Source organism: Algibacter sp. L3A6 (assembly GCF_009796825.1).
In the GTDB taxonomy this organism is placed as follows: domain Bacteria; phylum Bacteroidota; class Bacteroidia; order Flavobacteriales; family Flavobacteriaceae; genus Algibacter.
Window position 1 is genome coordinate 3,594,576 of the sequence record NZ_CP047030.1, and the last position, 17,019, is coordinate 3,611,594.

General features: G+C 34.2%; 15 protein-coding genes. 6 read left to right on the forward strand and 9 right to left on the reverse strand.

What is annotated here, in order from left to right; genetic code table 11:
- Nucleotides 1–101: 101 nt before the first annotated feature.
- A complete protein-coding gene (locus GQR98_RS14900) occupies nt 102–239 on the forward strand; it encodes a hypothetical protein (protein ID WP_159020194.1) in 138 nt (45 codons plus the stop codon).
- 9 nt (nt 240–248) lie between these two features.
- Nucleotides 249–2,861 (forward strand): DNA gyrase/topoisomerase IV subunit A, encoded by a 2,613-nt coding sequence (locus tag GQR98_RS14905; protein WP_159020195.1) that lies wholly within the window; start codon nt 249–251, stop codon nt 2,859–2,861.
- Nucleotides 2,862–2,989: 128 nt separating this feature from the next.
- Here GQR98_RS14905 and GQR98_RS14910 read toward each other — a convergent pair whose 3' ends face one another.
- From GQR98_RS14910 to GQR98_RS14945, 8 genes are all read right to left on the reverse strand, one after another.
- Nucleotides 2,990–4,162 (reverse strand): leucine-rich repeat domain-containing protein, encoded by a 1,173-nt coding sequence (locus tag GQR98_RS14910; RefSeq protein ID WP_159020196.1) that lies wholly within the window; start codon nt 4,160–4,162, stop codon nt 2,990–2,992.
- Nucleotides 4,163–4,527: 365 nt separating this feature from the next.
- On the reverse strand, nt 4,528–5,484 hold the full coding sequence (gene miaA / locus GQR98_RS14915) for a tRNA (adenosine(37)-N6)-dimethylallyltransferase MiaA (RefSeq protein ID WP_410488893.1): 957 nt from the start codon (nt 5,482–5,484) through the stop codon (nt 4,528–4,530).
- A 207-nt stretch (nt 5,485–5,691) separates the two neighbouring features.
- Nucleotides 5,692–6,540, reverse strand: a complete 849-nt coding sequence (locus GQR98_RS14920) for an ion transporter (protein WP_159020197.1) — start codon at nt 6,538–6,540, stop codon at nt 5,692–5,694.
- 27 nt (nt 6,541–6,567) lie between these two features.
- Nucleotides 6,568–8,535, reverse strand: coding sequence for a transglutaminase domain-containing protein (locus GQR98_RS14925; RefSeq protein WP_159020198.1), 1,968 nt, complete (start codon nt 8,533–8,535; stop codon nt 6,568–6,570).
- A 3-nt stretch (nt 8,536–8,538) separates the two neighbouring features.
- Nucleotides 8,539–9,903, reverse strand: coding sequence for an exonuclease domain-containing protein (locus GQR98_RS14930; protein WP_159020199.1), 1,365 nt, complete (start codon nt 9,901–9,903; stop codon nt 8,539–8,541).
- Between the two features lie 84 nt (nt 9,904–9,987).
- On the reverse strand, nt 9,988–10,653 hold the full coding sequence (locus GQR98_RS14935; RefSeq protein WP_159020200.1) for a YggS family pyridoxal phosphate-dependent enzyme: 666 nt from the start codon (nt 10,651–10,653) through the stop codon (nt 9,988–9,990).
- Between the two features lie 42 nt (nt 10,654–10,695).
- Nucleotides 10,696–11,583, reverse strand: a complete 888-nt coding sequence (locus tag GQR98_RS14940; RefSeq protein ID WP_159020201.1) for a 3-hydroxyacyl-CoA dehydrogenase family protein — start codon at nt 11,581–11,583, stop codon at nt 10,696–10,698.
- A 78-nt stretch (nt 11,584–11,661) separates the two neighbouring features.
- Nucleotides 11,662–12,621, reverse strand: coding sequence for a Gfo/Idh/MocA family oxidoreductase (locus tag GQR98_RS14945; RefSeq protein WP_159020202.1), 960 nt, complete (start codon nt 12,619–12,621; stop codon nt 11,662–11,664).
- Between the two features lie 158 nt (nt 12,622–12,779).
- On the opposite strand from GQR98_RS14945, the gene GQR98_RS14950 reads away from it, so the two are divergent.
- The gene (locus GQR98_RS14950) at nt 12,780–13,421 is read left to right on the forward strand and encodes a protein-L-isoaspartate(D-aspartate) O-methyltransferase (RefSeq protein ID WP_159020203.1); all 642 of its coding nucleotides are present in this window, start codon (nt 12,780–12,782) and stop codon (nt 13,419–13,421) included.
- A 99-nt stretch (nt 13,422–13,520) separates the two neighbouring features.
- Here GQR98_RS14950 and GQR98_RS14955 read toward each other — a convergent pair whose 3' ends face one another.
- Nucleotides 13,521–14,723 carry an aminotransferase class I/II-fold pyridoxal phosphate-dependent enzyme gene (locus tag GQR98_RS14955; protein ID WP_159020204.1) on the reverse strand — a complete coding sequence of 401 codons (1,203 nt, stop codon included), beginning with the start codon at nt 14,721–14,723 and terminating at the stop codon, nt 13,521–13,523.
- A 159-nt stretch (nt 14,724–14,882) separates the two neighbouring features.
- On the opposite strand from GQR98_RS14955, the gene GQR98_RS14960 reads away from it, so the two are divergent.
- From GQR98_RS14960 to GQR98_RS14970, 3 genes are all read left to right on the forward strand, one after another.
- Complete coding sequence (locus tag GQR98_RS14960; protein ID WP_159020205.1) at nt 14,883–15,341, forward strand: Lrp/AsnC family transcriptional regulator; 459 nt, start codon at nt 14,883–14,885, stop codon at nt 15,339–15,341.
- 143 nt (nt 15,342–15,484) lie between these two features.
- The gene (locus GQR98_RS14965) at nt 15,485–15,997 is read left to right on the forward strand and encodes a hypothetical protein (protein WP_159020206.1); all 513 of its coding nucleotides are present in this window, start codon (nt 15,485–15,487) and stop codon (nt 15,995–15,997) included.
- Nucleotides 15,998–16,009: 12 nt separating this feature from the next.
- A complete protein-coding gene (locus GQR98_RS14970; RefSeq protein WP_159020207.1) occupies nt 16,010–16,726 on the forward strand; it encodes a hypothetical protein in 717 nt (238 codons plus the stop codon).
- Nucleotides 16,727–17,019 lie beyond the last annotated feature (293 nt).

Below are 17,019 nucleotides of genomic sequence, written 5' to 3' on the forward strand. Positions count from 1 at the left end.
TATTTCGTAATTTTGTAGCGAAAAATTGAAATTAAAACATAATTATCTTGTTTTCAGCTTATTTAGATTGAAATCTGAAAGCAAGAATAAAAACCTTTATCATGATGTTATATACAAAAGAAAGAAAAACAACAAAAAAGCGTTCTTACGATTATTTACATGCAGCACTTGTAAGTGAAAAGTTAAATAAACGTAGACAAAAAGGGAGAGTTTCCCTTAGCGGTAAACCAAAAGAGTAATCATTTTTAATGGCAGAAGACGAAAACGACGATTTAATTAACAACCAAGAAGAAGAACCCCAAGAAACCATTACCCGAGTTACGGGTATGTACAAAGATTGGTTTTTAGATTACGCATCTTATGTAATTTTGGAGCGTGCTGTACCTGCAATTGAAGACGGTTTTAAGCCCGTACAACGTAGGATTATGCATTCCATGAAGGATTTAGATGATGGTAGATACAATAAAGTAGCGAACATTGTTGGGCATACCATGCAGTATCACCCTCACGGAGATGCTAGTATTGCCGATGCTATGGTTCAAATTGGTCAAAAAGACTTGTTAATTGATACCCAAGGAAACTGGGGTAATATTCTAACAGGCGATCGTGCGGCAGCTTCACGTTATATCGAGGCACGTATATCTAAGTTTGGCTTAGATGTTGTTTTTAATCCTAAAATTACCGAGTGGCAAGCGAGTTACGATGGAAGAAGAAAGGAACCGGTTAATTTACCGGTAATGTTCCCGTTATTGTTAGCGCAAGGTGGCGAAGGTATTGCTGTAGGTTTGTCTACAAAAATTTTACCACACAATTTTATTGAACTTATAGATGCATCTATTAAGCATTTACAAGGTAAACGTTTTACCATTTTACCCGATTTTCCAACTGCTGGTATAGCCGATTTTTCGAACTATAACGACGGTCTTCGTGGTGGAAAAGTAAGAGTGCGTTCTAAAATATCACAGTTAGATAAAAATACTTTAGTAATTACTGAGTTGCCTTTCGGTACTACAACCACCACTTTAATCGATTCGATATTAAAAGCGAACGATAAAGGTAAAATTAAAGTTAAAAAAATTGAAGATAACACGGCTGCCGAAGTCGAAATTTTGGTGCATTTACCATCTGGATTATCTCCAGATAAAACTATTGATGCGCTTTATGCTTTTACAAGTTGCGAGTCGTCAATTTCTCCATTAGGTTGTGTTATTGAAGATAATAAACCACTATTTGTAGGGGTTACAGAAATGCTTAGAAGAAGTACCGACAATACGGTAGATCTTTTAAAACAAGAATTAGAAATTCGTTTAGGTGAATTTGAAGAGCAATGGCATTTTGCGTCTTTAGAACGTATTTTTATTGAAAACAGAATTTACCGCGATATTGAGGAAGAGGAAACTTGGGCAGGTGTAATTAGCGCCATAGATAATGGACTTAAACCTCACATAAAACATTTAAAACGTGCTGTAACCGAAGAGGATATTACACGTTTAACAGAAATTCGAATTAAACGTATTTCAAAATTTGATATTGATAAAGCTCAACAAAAAATTGATGCTTTAGAAGAACAAATTGCACAAATTAAACATCATTTAGAGCATTTAATAGATTACGCTATAGCGTATTTCACCCGTCTTAAAAAAGAATATGGTGAAGGTCGTGAGCGTAAAACAGAAATTCGAACTTTTGATGATGTTGATGCTACTAAAGTTGTTATTAGAAACACAAAACTCTTTGTAAATAGAGAAGAAGGTTTTATAGGAACCTCTTTGCGTCGTGATGAATACGTTGGCGATTGTTCTGATATTGACGATATTATTGTATTTACTAAAGATGGTATCATGATGGTAACAAAAGTAGATACCAAAACCTTTATAGGTAAAGGTATTATTCACGTGGATATCTTTAAGAAGAAAGATAAACGTACTATTTACAACATGATCTATCGTGATGGTAAAGCAGGTCCGTCGTATATCAAACGTTTTGCTGTTACTGCTGTAACGCGAGATAGAGAATACGATTTAACTAACGGAAATAAAGGTTCTGCATCATTATATTTTTCTGCGAATCCTAATGGAGAAGCAGAAGTGATATCTGTTTTATTACGTCAGGCTGGAAGTATAAAAAAATTAAAATGGGATATCGATTTTAGTGATATCTTAATTAAAGGACGTGCTTCTAAAGGGAATTTAGTAACTAAGTACCCTATAAAACGCATAGAATTAAAAGAAAAAGGGGTTTCTACGTTAAAACCTCGTAAAATTTGGTTCGATGATACCGTGCAACGTTTAAATGTTGATGGTCGAGGTGAGCTTATTGGTGAATTTAGAGGTGAAGATAAGCTTCTAATTATCAATCAATCAGGAGTGATTAAAACGGTAACTCCAGAAGTTACTATGCATTTTGATGATGATATGATTGTCATGGAAAAATGGGTGCCAAACAAACCTATTTCGGCAGTGTATTTCAATGGAGAAAAAGAAATGTATTACGTTAAACGTTTTTTAATAGAGCAAGAAGGTAAAGAGGAGCATTTTATTTCCGATCACCCAAATTCTTTATTAGAAATTGTTTCTACAGATTGGAAACCTATGGCAGAGATTGTTTTTGCTAAAGAGCGAGGTAAAGAACGAAAAGAAAACTTGGAGGTTAACTTAGAAGAATTTATAGCCATAAAAGGTATTAGCGCTTTAGGAAATCAATTAACGAAAGAGAAGGTAAATCAAATTAATGTATTAGATCCAATTCCTTTTGAATCTCCTGAAGAAGTTCATGCAGCAAATATTGAAGTTAATGGTGAGGAAACTGTTGATGGTTCTGAAGAGGATTTAGATGATGAATCTCAAACCACTTTGTTTTAATTTTGTTTGCTTAGATATTTGCGTATAATGAAAATGTTTTTCAATGCTTATTGAAAAAATAATAAAAAAAACCAATCTTAAGCTGTTAATAGTTAAGATTGGTTTTTTTACTTTTAAGATATTTAGTCTTATTTAAAAAACTTTTTAACTGCGCTACCTTTATCAGTAACTATTTGTAAAATGTAAACACCATGAGGTAACGTAGTCGTTTCTATAAATGTTTCTTTGCTTGTTCTTACATTGACTCCCGAAATATTAAAAACTAATAATTCTTCAACATTAATTCCTTTTGGGCCGTTAACTCGAATATCGTTGGTTGTATTTATGATAGTAAATTCATTTTTTAAAGATGCGCTAGCAATACTTAAAGTTAGTGCAGGATCTTCGGTAACAGATTTAAATCCTGTCCAACCAGCATCTTCGTATTTTTGTGTCGTTCCTTCAGGAATGAATAAATCTATTGAAGCATTAACATTAAAGGCATCAGTAGGTAATGTAGGAGGATTAGCGCTGTAAGATTCTACATTTGTGATAAAGTTATCTGCAAACGCCTCATTACCAATAGATGTTAGGTTGCTTCCTAAAACAACGTGTGTTAAATAATTGTCGGAAAAAGAGTTTTCTCCTATATTAGTTACGTTATTCGGAATAGTAATTTCTTTTAACTCGTTACCCATAAATGCGTTATCTCCAATAGAGTTAACGCTAGAAGGAATTGTAATATCTGCTATTTTATTGTTGTAAAAAGCATTGTTATCAATAAGTGCTACATTATCACCAATAATTACACTTGTTAAAGTATTAAAACTAAACGCATTGCCTCCAATAGAAATTATACTATTTGGTATTGAAATAGTCGTTAAATCGTTATTAGAAAATACATAATCTTCAAGAGAAGTTAAGTTATTAGAGATTGTTGCGGTTTTTAATGAATTATCACTAAAAGCATAAGCGCCAACAGATTTTACGGTGTCAGGGATGTCAATGTTTTCTAATTTACTATTAGTAAAAGCATTGTTGCCAATAGATGTAATGCTGTTAGCTATAGTAACACTTGTTAAAGAAGAACCAAAAAAAGCGCCAAAGCCTATAGATGCTACAGTATAGGTTGTTGAATTAGCATCATTGGTTACAGAGCTCGGTAATGCCAATGCTGTTGCTGTACCTTTATAAGCTTTGATTTCGACTGCAAGAGCAGGTTGTCCTGCGTTTGTATACTCAATATCATCTTTAATAAAAGGCGTTTGAGCAAATAAAACGGAATTAAATAGTAGTAAAATAAATAGATTTAAATTTTTCATTTTTTTTGGGGTTACGTTAAATTATACAAGTAGGTTTCCGTAAGGATTTACGTTAAAAATACGCATTTAGATCATTTTTTTCAATTAAAAAGTAAAATAATCGGTTAAATAACACAAAATGAAAGTAATAAGTCTGATGATTTATTTTTTTTAACTCAAAAAAAGAGATGGCTAAAGCAAAAATTGTGGTGATGTAATTGCTTTAAAAAAAGAATTCATTCTACTTTTTGTAAATACGCAAAGCACAGCATGCTCAAAAAGTCGAAAAGACAGTTTAGTTTGGTAAATATTGATTTGCTTAATGATTAAGAAAGCAAAGCGCCAGAAGCATAAGAAAGTAAATATAAGATTATGGTTTTTTTTAATTAAACCATTTGTGCTTTCACTGAAGTTATTATTTTTTCTAAATCACTTTCGTAATCAAACCAAAGTGTGCTTTCATTTCTTTTAAACCAAGTAAGCTGACGTTTTGCGAAGCGGCGCGTATTCTTTTTAATTTCTGAAATAGCAAATTCTAAAGTCCATTCTCCGCTTAAATATCTAAACAATTCTTTGTAGCCTACGGTGTTTAATGCATTCAAATCTTCGTAGGGAAGTAGTGTTTTAACTTCGTCTAATAAACCACTATTTATCATGATATCTACGCGTTGATTTATACGATTGTAAATCAGTTCACGATCGGCTGTTAAGCCCACAGTAATTGTTGTAAACGGACGCTTGTTTTTTTCTTTATTTAAGAATGAAGAATAGGGTTTTCCGCTACCAATACAAACTTCTAGAGCACGAATTACACGATGTGGATTATCTATAGAAATGGTATTATAGGTTGTTAAATCTAATGCTTTTAATTGTGTTATTAAAGGCTCTAAGCCGTTAATCACTAACTCTTTATTGAGTTCTTCTCGAATAGATGGTTTAACTTTTGGGAAGTAGTCTAAACCTTTGGTTACGGCATCGTTATATAAGCCAGAACCGCCAACCATGACAGCGACATTGTTAGTTTTAAAAAGTTGCTCTAAACAGCTTATTGCATCTTTTTCGAAGGCGCCAACATTGTAATTATCTTGCACCGATTTATGATGAATAAAATGGTGTTTTGCGCCAGCAAGTTCTTCTGCATTAGGAGCCGCTGTGCCTATTTGCATTTCTTTAAAAAACTGACGAGAATCGGCCGAAATAATTTCAGTTTTAAAGTGCTGTGCTAGTTTTATACTTAGAGCTGTTTTTCCAATGGCGGTTGGGCCAACAATAGAAATGAGATATTTTGGTGTTGTGCTGATGAGATTTCTTTTTTTTGAGTTTTCAAAAATAGAGAAAAGCAAGGAGTTTTTTTAATGAAATAACAAAGTATTATGTCGCTACCTTTTTAAAAATGATTTTGAAAATACACTTTTAAGAAAAACAGGACTTAATTGAAGAACAAAAGTTGGAGGATAAGTGCGTTAAGGATTGAACGGTTTGTTTAAGCTCCCCGACCTTAGGAGGGAGCGCGTAGTGAAAGCCTGACCCGATAGGGTAACGCCCAAAAATTAATGTAATTTATTGCCACAGTTGTAGCAAAATTCTGCTTCGTCTTTATGATTACTCGCAAGGCAATTTTGACACGATTGTGAGTTTAAATTTACTTTAGGTTTTTGTGGTGTTGCGTCTTTGTCTTTACTCTGGTTAACGTATTCGGCCGAAACAATACCGGTTGGAACCGCTATAATGCCATAACCTAAAATCATGATAATGGCAGCTATTAATTGACCGATTGGTGTTATAGGTGCGATATCACCAAACCCAACCGTAGTCAGGGTTACAATGCACCAATATACACTTACAGGTATGCTTGTAAACCCACTAACTTCGCCTTCTATAAGGTACATAAGTGTCCCGAAAATAATAGATAAAATAAGTACAGCAAACAGGAATACTGATATTTTCGCGCGACTGGCTTTTAGCGAATTAGTAAGAACTTGTGATGCGCCAAGAAAACGGGCTAGTTTTAAGATTCGGAATACACGTAATAAACGTAAAGCGCGTAATGCGGCAAGTGCGTGAATACCACCAAATAGTAGTGATATATATTTTGGACTTGTGGATAGTAAATCGATGATGCCGTAAAAACTGGTAACGTATTTTAAGGGCTTTTTTACCGTAACAATACGGGCAATATATTCTATACTGAATAGAATGGTGATAATCCACTCTGAAATGTTTAGTAAATTGTGGTATTTAGCATCGAAACTCTTAATACTTTCGAGCATAACGAGCACAATACTCGCAATGATAGCAATGAGTAGGATAACATCGAAAAGTTTACCCTTTGGGGTGTCGGCCTCGTAAATGATTTCGTGAAGACGGATTTTCCAATGTTTTTTTGATGTTTGACTCATAGTATTTCAAAAGTAAGAAATGATTTTCTATTTTTTCTTGAATAATATTAATGAATTTGTTTGAATTTCGACAACTTTATTCATCATTTCCTTTAAATACGGGTAATATTCCGGCGGATATAGAGCATCGTTAAAGCGTACTTTAAACATAAGTTGCACTTGGTTTTCTTTTACAGCCGATGAATAAGATATACTGCCTTTGCTATTTGGTATGGCAAGATTTACACCTTTTGGAGTTTCCGAAACTTCGTATACTTCGGGATCAAAATTCAATCTTAAGGTATAGAAATAGGTGTCGGCGTAACCAAAGTCTATAGGGTAGGAGCGCTCCTGTAGCTTAAAGGGGTTAGTCGTAAAAAACTTTGCTATAAACGGATTTAAGTAAAGCAAATTAGCGTCAGGATTATCAAACTCTAAATCGACGTTGTAAGATTCGCTAAACCCATTACTGGTTTGGCTTTCGCTTAATACCTCGTGGTTTGTAATCTCTAAATTCGGGTGTTTATCTTCTAGTTTATCGATGTAGTTATCGGTATTGGGGAAATAAGCTTTTTTAGCATTTAAGGCGTGGTAGCCCGTTTTTTTTCCCTTTACAGTACCGCTAACGGTTGCATCATTATTTAGAGTTAACTCTGTGCTGTACATAGTTGTGGTTGGGTATTTTGGTGTAATATCAACCCATTCGCTACCAGCCTTAAAATCCATAACGCGTCCTCTTTCATTTAAACATCTAAAAGGAATTTCTCCAAAGGTTAAAAACTTATCTGTAGCATCTAAAAAATACGTGTCATCTCCAATAGTAGCTTGTACTATTAAATAATTAAAATCTGATATTACAGGGTAAATAACGGTAGGGAATCCGTTATTTCGAGTAGAAAGTAGTACTGGTTTTACATCGATATCGGCTTCTCTTAATATATTATGTAGGAGGATGTTTATAGACGAAACGTTGCCAGAACGGGTTTCTATTAAATCTTTTATGGATACATCTTTAAAAATTTTATAATCGCCATTCCATGTATATTGCTCTTGCACGTATTGATAAATAGCTTCAGTTTTTTTTAAAGCATCAGTTTCGTTGATAATATTAGCTGTTAAAAGATCTTCTAAATCAACAGACGTTCTAATTTGCTTACCAATTTCTTTTTCCGATTTTAATTCTTTATCAACGCTTTTCCAAGTTTTTGTGTAGTGCTTAATAGAGCCGTCCATGCCTCTAAAAGTCTCTAATTCGTACTCTATACGTGCTAAATAGTTGCTTTTAGTTGTCATGTAATCTTCTTCAATAAAAGCCGGAATGTCTTTCATGGCAAAGGTGCTGTTTCCGCAATCTGCGGTTGCTCCATTACGCATCACTAAGCATTCTTTTTTTATTTCAGATTCTGTAACATCTAGTTTTTCTTGACCTACTAATTTTGTGTGATACAACCAGTTTCCTGGAATACTCGCTTTGTATTCACTATAAAGTTTAGGAATACCACTCTGGAAATCCCAACCGTGATATTTAAACATAAACGGCGAAATAACCTCGTAACTATAAGTAATTACTGAGCCTTCTTTGATATTTGGTAAAGTGAATTTAACCAAAGTTGTGTTCTCGTTATAATCTTCAGTATAAATATCTTTTTCTAAAAGGTGAGATTTAATTAAATTACCACCAACGTTATTATAGGTAATGGCTTTAATATTTTCAATTTTCTCTTTACTGTTCTTGCTTTTGTATAAGTAAATAGCAACATTGGCATGCTCGAAACCTTCTGTATTAAGTAGTTTTACTTTGTGTTTTATTTTGGTGTGTAAATCGTATTCTTCTTTATCTACATAACTATCGCCTTGCTCGTAAATCACTAAGGCGTTTGCGGAAGAATCTTTTGCAAAGGTTCTCGTTTGTACATCTTCGAGACTTACTGTAAAAGTGTCGGAGCTGTAAGGCTCTTCTTGTGCGGAAATAAATAATGTGTTTAATAGGAAGAAAAATAGCGTAATGTGCTTCATGTGTTAATTGAAGTTTATAATTTTTAATCGTTTGTTTTTACGAATATAATTCTTGATAATATGCTGTGCATCTCGGTTGTTTTCCATAGGAGTGATAATGGATTCTAGTACCTCGATGTTATTAATTTGATAGTTTAAATTAACAAAGCCAAGTCCTTTAAAAACACCGTTTTCAATTAAAATAGCACTGCGCTCATCGATGTCGCGACCTCTATCAATAATTACCATGTTTTTTTTAACGTAGCTATGCTTTTCAATTAAAGCATTCACGCGTTCGTTGTATGCTTCGGGAGCTTCTTTTTGAATACAAGCACCTGCGCATTCTTTAATATCGTAACTAAAACAGCTTGTTTTTGTTTTGTAAAGTCCGGCTAGTTTTTGGCATAGTTTGTATTCTTCAACAACGTGGGTTAAAAAACTCTTTGCGCTTTGCCTATTGGTGAACGTGGTTATGTTTTTTTTACGACCATCTGCCACATCAATTTTTAAATTTATATAGCCGTTTTCGTCTACAAAACTATATAAAGCATGTGTGAAAATAGAACGGCGTAATGCTCTATTAAATAGCGGTTTGTTTTGTTTTATTTCTTCGTTTTCTTTTAGAAGCGCTACAAGTTCACTTCCGGTAGACTCAAAGGTGACTGTGCTTACTAAACGTTGTAGTTTTTTAGACTTTGAGTTTGTGCCTGTAAAGTGTTGGTTTAGGCGTTTTTTAATGTTATTGCTTTTACCAATATAGATAATATCGCCTTCGGCATTATGTATGTAATAGACGCCAGTAACCGATGGAAGGGTGTCTAAAATATTTAAAAACTTAGAATCTAGCTTGTTTTTTTTATGAAGCTTTATAGATTGCTGAATAATATTTTTAGAGGTGTCTTTAGCAAGTAGAAGTTTAAATAATTTTACCGTAGCTAGTGCATCGCCAGAAGCGCGGTGTCTATCTGTTACCGGAATGCCAAGAGAGCGCACAAGCTTGCCTAAACTGTAAGAAGCTTGGTCTGGTATTAAATCTTTAGAAAGTTCTACGGTGCAGAGTGTTTTACGTTTATAATCGTAACCTAAACGTCTAAATTCCGTGCCTAGAATACGATAATCAAATTGCGCATTATGCGCTACCAAAATACAATCTTCGGTAATTTCGATAATACGTTTAGCAACTTCGTAAAATTTAGGTGCATCGCGCAGCATTTTACTGTTTATACCAGTTAAATTAACAACAAAGGGCTGGATTTCACGTTCCGGGTTTACAAGGCTTATAAATTGATCGACAACCTCGTGGCCGTCAAACTTGTAAATGGCAATTTCGGTGATGCCTTCTTCGTTAAATTTACCACCTGTGGTTTCAATATCTACTATTGCGTACAAATGCTTTTCTTTTAGTATGTAATCGTCCGTGTGTAATTGGCGGTGTTTAAATTACCGTCTGTATACTGCGGGCCATCATGTGTATTAGTAATTCCTTAAACCAAATATACTACTTCCAACACGAATCATGGTACTTCCGCATTGAATTGCCAATTTATAATCGCCACTCATTCCCATGGAAATGGTTGTAAAGGCGCTATTATTGGGGTTTATTGTTTTTAAATCATCAAAAGTAGATTTCAGTAATTTGAATTCGCTTTCAATTTGAGTTTCATCATCTGTAAAGGTCGCCATACCCATAACGCCTGCGATATTCACGTTTTTTAAAGCTAAAAAAGCTTCCGATTGCATAATATCCATAGCGTCTTGAGGTGCTAAGCCAAATTTAGAATCTTCCGAAGCGATTTTTATTTGTAACAAGCAATTAATAACTCTATCGTGTTTTAACGCTTGTTTGTTTATTTCTTCAAGTAATTTAAAATTATCAACACCATGAATTAAAGTTACAAAAGGTGCCATGTATTTCACTTTATTACGCTGTACATGCCCAATCATATGCCATTCAATATCTTTTGGCATGGCTTCGTATTTGTCTGCCATATCCTGAATTTTATTTTCACCAAAAATGCGTTGTCCCGCATTATAGGCTTCCATAATATCAGACACTGGTTTGGTTTTAGAAACAGCAACAAGCGTTATGTGTTCTGGTAAAGTTGATTTTATATGAAGGAGATTGTCGCTAACACTCATTTTATTAGATATTTTGTTTGTAGTTTATTTTATAAATAATGTCTACAAAAATTGTTTTGAAACCTTTTCGGCTTTTCTGTTTTCCGAGTAATCGTAAAAACCTTCACCCGATTTTACACCAAGTTTTCCTGCATTAACCATGTTGACTAATAGTGGGCAAGGTGCGTATTTTGGGTTTTTAAAACCGTTGTACATCACGTTTAAAATAGAAAGACAAACATCTAGGCCAATAAAATCGGCTAATTGTAGCGGTCCCATAGGGTGTGCCATACCAAGTTTCATTACGGTGTCTATTTCATTAACTCCAGCAACGCCATTGTATAAGGTTTCTATAGATTCGTTTAGCATAGGCATTAAAATACGGTTTGCTACAAACCCAGGGTAATCGTTAACTTCTACAGGTGTTTTGCCAAGTTTAGCAGAGAGATCCATAATGGTTTTAGTAACCGCATCGCTGGTGTTGTAACCACGAATAATTTCAACTAAAGCCATAATAGGCACCGGATTCATAAAATGCATCCCAATTACGTTTTCTGGTTTCTGTGTTACGGCAGCAATTTGCGTAATAGAAATAGAGGAGGTGTTGGTTGCTAAAATGCAGTTAGGCTCGCAAACATTACTCAGTTGTTTAAAAATTTTCAGTTTTAAATCGAGGTTTTCGGTTGCTGCTTCTACAATTAAATCGGTGTTTTTTACACCATCAGGTATTGCCGTATGTGTGGTTATATTGGCAAGCGTATCGTTTTTATCGGTTTCGGTAATTTTTTCTTTAGTCACCATGCGATCTAAATTTTTCGCAATAGTATCCATGCCTTTTTTAAGGGCTGCTTCGTTAATATCGATAAGGTTTACGTTAAAACCACTTTGAGCAAATGTATGCGCAATGCCATTTCCCATGGTGCCTGCACCAATAACTGCTATGTTTTTCATTCTGGTAATTTTTTTTATTTCCGCGTAAGCGAAAACTTTAAACTATTTAGAATTTCTATTGCTTAAGCTACGGTTGTATTAAAAGCAATTAATAATTTGTGTTGCAACGCGCAAAGCTTCTGTGCCATCGTGCAGGGTTACAACTGGTGTGGTGTTGGTGTTTATGGCGTGTGCAAAAGTTTCTAATTCATCTAAAATAGAGTTATTGTCGGCTACCTTCGGGTTATCAAAATAAATTTGTTTTTTAACGCCTTCAGCATTTTGTAACACCATATCAAAATCTCCAGGTACTTCTGGCGCGTCTTTCATTTTAACCACTTCACATTTCTTTTCAAGAAAATCTACAGAAATATAAGCGTCTTTTTGGAAAAAACGTGCTTTACGCATTTTTTTAAGTGAAATTCTACTCGCTGTAAGGTTGGCAACACAGCCGTTTTCGAACTCTAAACGTGCATTGGCAATATCTGGTGTGTCGCTAATTACAGAAACACCACTGGCAGAAATATGTTTTACTTTAGATTTTACAACGCTTAAAATAATATCGATATCGTGTATCATTAAATCTAAAACCACAGGCACATCGGTACCACGCGGATTAAATTCTGCTAAACGATGCGTTTCAATAAACATCGGTGATTTTATATCGTCTTTTATGGCTAAATAAGCAGGGTTAAAGCGCTCTACGTGCCCAACTTGGCCACGTAAATTATTTTCGGCTAAAAGTTCTCTAATATGTTCAGCCTCTTCAACGGTATTGGTTATTGGTTTTTCAATAAAAACATGCTTACCCTTTGCTATAGCTCGCTTTGCGCAATCGTAATGCGATAGGGTTGGGGTTACAATATCTACCATATCTACAGCGTCGATTAAGGCGTCTATTGAATTGAAAAATTTGTATCCAAACTCGGCTTCTACCAATTTTCCGTTGGCTTCATCGGCGTCATAAAACCCGACAAGATTATATTTTTCAGATTGATTAAGTAGTCTTAAATGAATTTTTCCAAGATGACCAGCACCAAGTACTCCAGCGTTTAGCATAATAATAGGTTTTCAACAAAAATAACATAATTAAAACGTCCTTTTGCTTAATTGGGCTTAAAATTTTCTTCGGATTCTTGTTAAAAATAAATTCTTATAAAATTGTTTTACCCTTAGAAATCTTTGACTAATTTTAACCCTGTAAAACCTCCCAACCATTGAAAGACACTTTTAAACACCAAGGATTAAGACAACAACTCGTTAATGTATTAAAAAACAAAGGCATAACCAACAATGCGGTTTTGGCTGCTGTAGCTAAAATACCAAGGCATTTGTTTATGGATTCTAGTTTTTTAGATCACGCATATCAAGATAAAGCCTTCCCAATTGCTGCAGACCAAACCATATCTCAGCCTTATACGGTAGCGTTTCAAAGTGAGTTAATGCAAATAAAACCTGGACATAAAGTTTTGGAAATTGGCACGGGTAGTGGATATCAAACCGCAGTTTTGTGCGAATTAGGAGCTAAAGTGTATAGTATAGAGCGTCAAAACGAGCTGTTTAAAAAAACGAGCAAGTTTTTGCCTAAATTAGGTTACCGACCTAAAAAACTCATTTTTGGAGATGGTTATATTGGTTTAAAAACCGAAGCGCCTTTCGATAGTATTATTGTAACTGCTGGTGCGCCTTTTGTGCCAAGACCATTGTTGAGTCAGTTAAAAATTGGCGGACGCTTAATTATTCCTGTGGGCGATGATGTTCAAATTATGACACTTTTTATTAGAAAAGGGCCTAAGGAATTTGAACAAGAAGAGTTTGGTGAATTTAGATTTGTACCCTTATTAGAAGATAAAAACTAAGTCTGTTTTTATTCATTCTAAAATATTGATATACTTTATTTTAATGCAAAAGAGTAAACCATTAGTTTAACGCTAAGGTTTACTCTTTTTTATTGAAAATTACTTTAAAATATCTAAGGAAATCATGCAGGATTTCATGGTTTGGAAACTACGTTCAATATCATCATCTAAGCCAATAGAAAAACGGATTAAACCTTCCGATAGGCCCATTTCTTTTTGTTCATCTTCTGGTATTTCGGACGATGTTGAGCTTCCTGGAGCGCTAAAAAGTGTTTTATAAAACCCAAGACTTACCGCTAAATAGCCTAAGTTTTTATTCTGCATAAGTTCCATAAGTGCATTTGCTTTTTCAGTAGAACCAACATCAAGCGTTAACATACCGCTAAAACCATAAGCCGCGTTCATCATGCTTTTAAATAGTGTGTGTGATGGGTGTGAGGTTAAACCAGGATAAACGGTTTTTAAACCCAATTGCTCAAATCTTTCAGCTAAATACAGCGCGTTTTTACTGTGCTGCTGCATTCTAATGTGTAGTGTTCTTAGGTTTTTTAATACCGACGATGCGCGCAAACTATCCATGGTAGTGCCTAAAAGCATGGAAGCTCCGCTGTTTACGTTTCTTAAATCGTTAATAAACTCTTGTGTACCGCAAACCACGCCGCCAACCGTATCGCTAGATCCGTTAATAAACTTGGTTAAACTGTGTATTACAATATCGGCACCTAAAACGGCAGGCGATATAGATAGTGGCGAAAACGTATTATCTACCACTAATTTTAAATTATGCTTTTTAGCAAGAGCCGCTAAACCTTTAATATCGGCAACTTCTAGCAGCGGGTTGCTAACAGACTCGCAATACAATACTTTAGTTTTTTCGGTAATAGCAGCTTCTACAGCGTCTAGCGTAGTGATATCTACAAAACTAGTAGCGATGTTAAAACGTGGTGTAAAATTTTTAAGAAACGCATACGTACCGCCGTAAATAGTTCTGCTTGATACTATATGGTCGCCGCTACCGCATAATTGTAGTAAAACCGGAGTAATAGCGCCCATGCCAGAGGCCGAAACATTTGCAGTTTCTGTACCTTCCATTGCAGCTAAAGCTTCACCTAAATATAAATTAGAAGGCGAGGAGTGTCGCGAATAGAGGTAGCAACCATCGGCATTGCCTTCAAAGGTGTCAAACATGGTTTTTGCTGATAGAAAGGTGTATGTAGACGAGTCGGAAATGGAAGGGTTAACACCTCCAAATTCTCCAAAATATTGTAAATCTTGTATGTTGTTTGCGGGTTTAAAAGCCATAGGTGGTTGTTTTATGTTTTACACAAAGTAGGCTTATATTAGATTGTAAAACAAGTAAGTTCTTTTTTATAGGAAAATAAATCTATTTTAATTTAATTATTCGGAATATATTTCAGTACATTGTTGTTTAAACCTTGTTTTTAAGAAATATTTTCGATTATGATTTTTGATGCTACCGATAAAAAACTGCTAGAGTACCTGCAAACAGACAGTAAACAAACCAATAAGGCGCTTGCTAATAAATTAAATCTTTCGGTAACAGCTGTTTACGAGCGTATTAAAAAACTTGAAAAAACCGGTTTTATATCAGGTTATATTGCTTTGGTGAATAAAAGTAAAATTGAACGTGATTTTGTTGTGTTTTGCCACGTAAAACTTGTGCAGCACAGTCAAGATTACGTGGTAAAGTTTGAAAAAGAAGTGGCTAAGCTATACGAAGTGCTGGAGTGTTACCATTTAAGTGGTGAATACGATTATTTACTTAAGGTTGTCGTTAAAGATATGGTGGCTTTTAGAGCTTTTATGGTAGAGAAGTTAACTTCCATAAATCATATAGGAAGTACGCATAGTATGTTTGTTATAAATGAAGTGAAATATACTACAACAATCAGTTTTTAGCCGAAAATCATCATGTTTAGGCGGTATATTTAAGTTTTTTCATACAAGAGAGGGCTTTGTTTTCTAATAGTGTTAAACTAATTTAAGAGGCATAAATCTTTTTACTACATTAGCGGAAACCTAACCATTTTAACCAAATATTTATGAAGAATTTAGTGTACATTATTTTAGGCTTTGTTATAGGAGCTGCATTAACTTATTATTTTTGTCCAAGGCCATTAGAAGGCGCTGTGGCAGAAATTGATAACCCAACCGGAACCATTACAATTCTAGAAGCGACAGAATTAAGTGCGAATTGGGAGAAAAACAACCCAAAAGAAATAGACTCTACAATAGAGTTAGACGATAATTCTAAAAGAAAGCCCATGCGTTCTGTAATGTGGAGCTTAAAAAACATTGAAGATTATATCGCTTTCGCTGAAAAAGAATCGGACAGTGTAGGTTATACCATGACGGGTTTACGTGTATATTTAGGTAATTACGGAAAAAACGGAAAACCTGGTAAGAAAAATAGAAACACCATGTTTATTGTGCCAACAGGGTATGAAAACACTTCTAAAGCAAGTAGTTTAGGTTTAAATTTTAGTTATGATGAGAGAGATATTCCGGTAGATCCATTGAATGATGGTGGTACAGGAGAGACTGGTTATCCTTGATAAATATACGTCATGGACGAATTTTTATTAGCCTATAAATTCCTTATTACAACCGGAGTTGAAGTTTTAGCAGCTGTTACAGGTTTACTTTTTTTTAAAAAGTATAAACCTACAGCTGCTAGATTTTTTATATACTTTTTGGTGTATTTAACTTTGTGTGATTTTTTTGCGAATTATCCGCGTTATGTAAAAGATGGCGGACTATTTAGTTTTTTGCAGGGTACGGTGTTTGTTAAAAACTATTGGTGGGGTACTTTGTTTTGGAAGATAGGGGCTATTATGTTTTTTGCATTCTATTATAATAGAATTCTAAAAACAACTAGGTTTAAAAAGATACTCAAAGTAAGTGCTTTTAGTTTTTTATTGTTTTCAATTGGGTGTATTCTTTTAAATTGGGACGATTATTTTATAATGTCATTTCCTTCTATTGGTGTTTTTGGGGCTTTTATTATTTTTTTATGTACAGTTTGCTATTTTATAGAAGTACTAAAAAGCGATAAAATACTCACTTTTTACAAATCGCTAAATTTCTATATTAGTTTTGCTATTTTTATTTGGTGGCTAATTATTACACCTTTGGTATTTTACGATGTATATATGAGCCGTTTAGATTGGGATTTTATCTTTTTAAGATGGCAAATTTATTTAATGGCTAATATTTGCATGTATGGTATTTTTACGTTTGCTTTAATTTTTTGTAAACCTGAATTTGACGATTTGAGTGAGTAATTAAAGATGTTTTAATGTGTTAAGCATAGTAATGCTTATGGTGTGCCATAAACCTTTAGTCAATTCTGTAACTTGTTTGTTTTATATAATAAATTTGTGATTTTTTCTTAATAAAAAAAACAGTGATAAATTCTGAAATATCTAGTATCTTACTATACGTTTATTACTTTGTTTTAGTGATAACGGCTGCAGTGGCGCTAGTTCTTATTAAAAAATATAAACATAGTTATAATCGTTATTTTAATTATTTTTTGATTTACGTGCTCTTTATTGAGGTTGTAGCTTTATTTCCT

Bases quoted from the DNA above. Each gene is read 5' to 3' on its own strand.
- GQR98_RS14965 (WP_159020206.1), top strand. From the start codon at position 15,485: ATGAAGAATTTAGTGTACATTATTTTAGGCTTTGTTATAGGAGCTGCA.
- GQR98_RS14935 (WP_159020200.1), bottom strand. From the start codon at position 10,653: ATGAGTGTTAGCGACAATCTCCTTCATATAAAATCAACTTTACCAGAA.
- GQR98_RS14940 (WP_159020201.1), bottom strand. From the start codon at position 11,583: ATGAAAAACATAGCAGTTATTGGTGCAGGCACCATGGGAAATGGCATT.
- GQR98_RS14970 (WP_159020207.1), top strand. From the start codon at position 16,010: ATGGACGAATTTTTATTAGCCTATAAATTCCTTATTACAACCGGAGTT.
- GQR98_RS14960 (WP_159020205.1), top strand. From the start codon at position 14,883: ATGATTTTTGATGCTACCGATAAAAAACTGCTAGAGTACCTGCAAACA.
- GQR98_RS14905 (WP_159020195.1), top strand. From the start codon at position 249: ATGGCAGAAGACGAAAACGACGATTTAATTAACAACCAAGAAGAAGAA.
- GQR98_RS14900 (WP_159020194.1), top strand. From the start codon at position 102: ATGATGTTATATACAAAAGAAAGAAAAACAACAAAAAAGCGTTCTTAC.
- GQR98_RS14955 (WP_159020204.1), bottom strand. From the start codon at position 14,723: ATGGCTTTTAAACCCGCAAACAACATACAAGATTTACAATATTTTGGA.
- GQR98_RS14920 (WP_159020197.1), bottom strand. From the start codon at position 6,540: ATGAGTCAAACATCAAAAAAACATTGGAAAATCCGTCTTCACGAAATC.
- GQR98_RS14945 (WP_159020202.1), bottom strand. From the start codon at position 12,621: ATGCTAAACGCTGGAGTACTTGGTGCTGGTCATCTTGGAAAAATTCAT.
- GQR98_RS14910 (WP_159020196.1), bottom strand. From the start codon at position 4,162: ATGAAAAATTTAAATCTATTTATTTTACTACTATTTAATTCCGTTTTA.
- GQR98_RS14925 (WP_159020198.1), bottom strand. From the start codon at position 8,535: ATGAAGCACATTACGCTATTTTTCTTCCTATTAAACACATTATTTATT.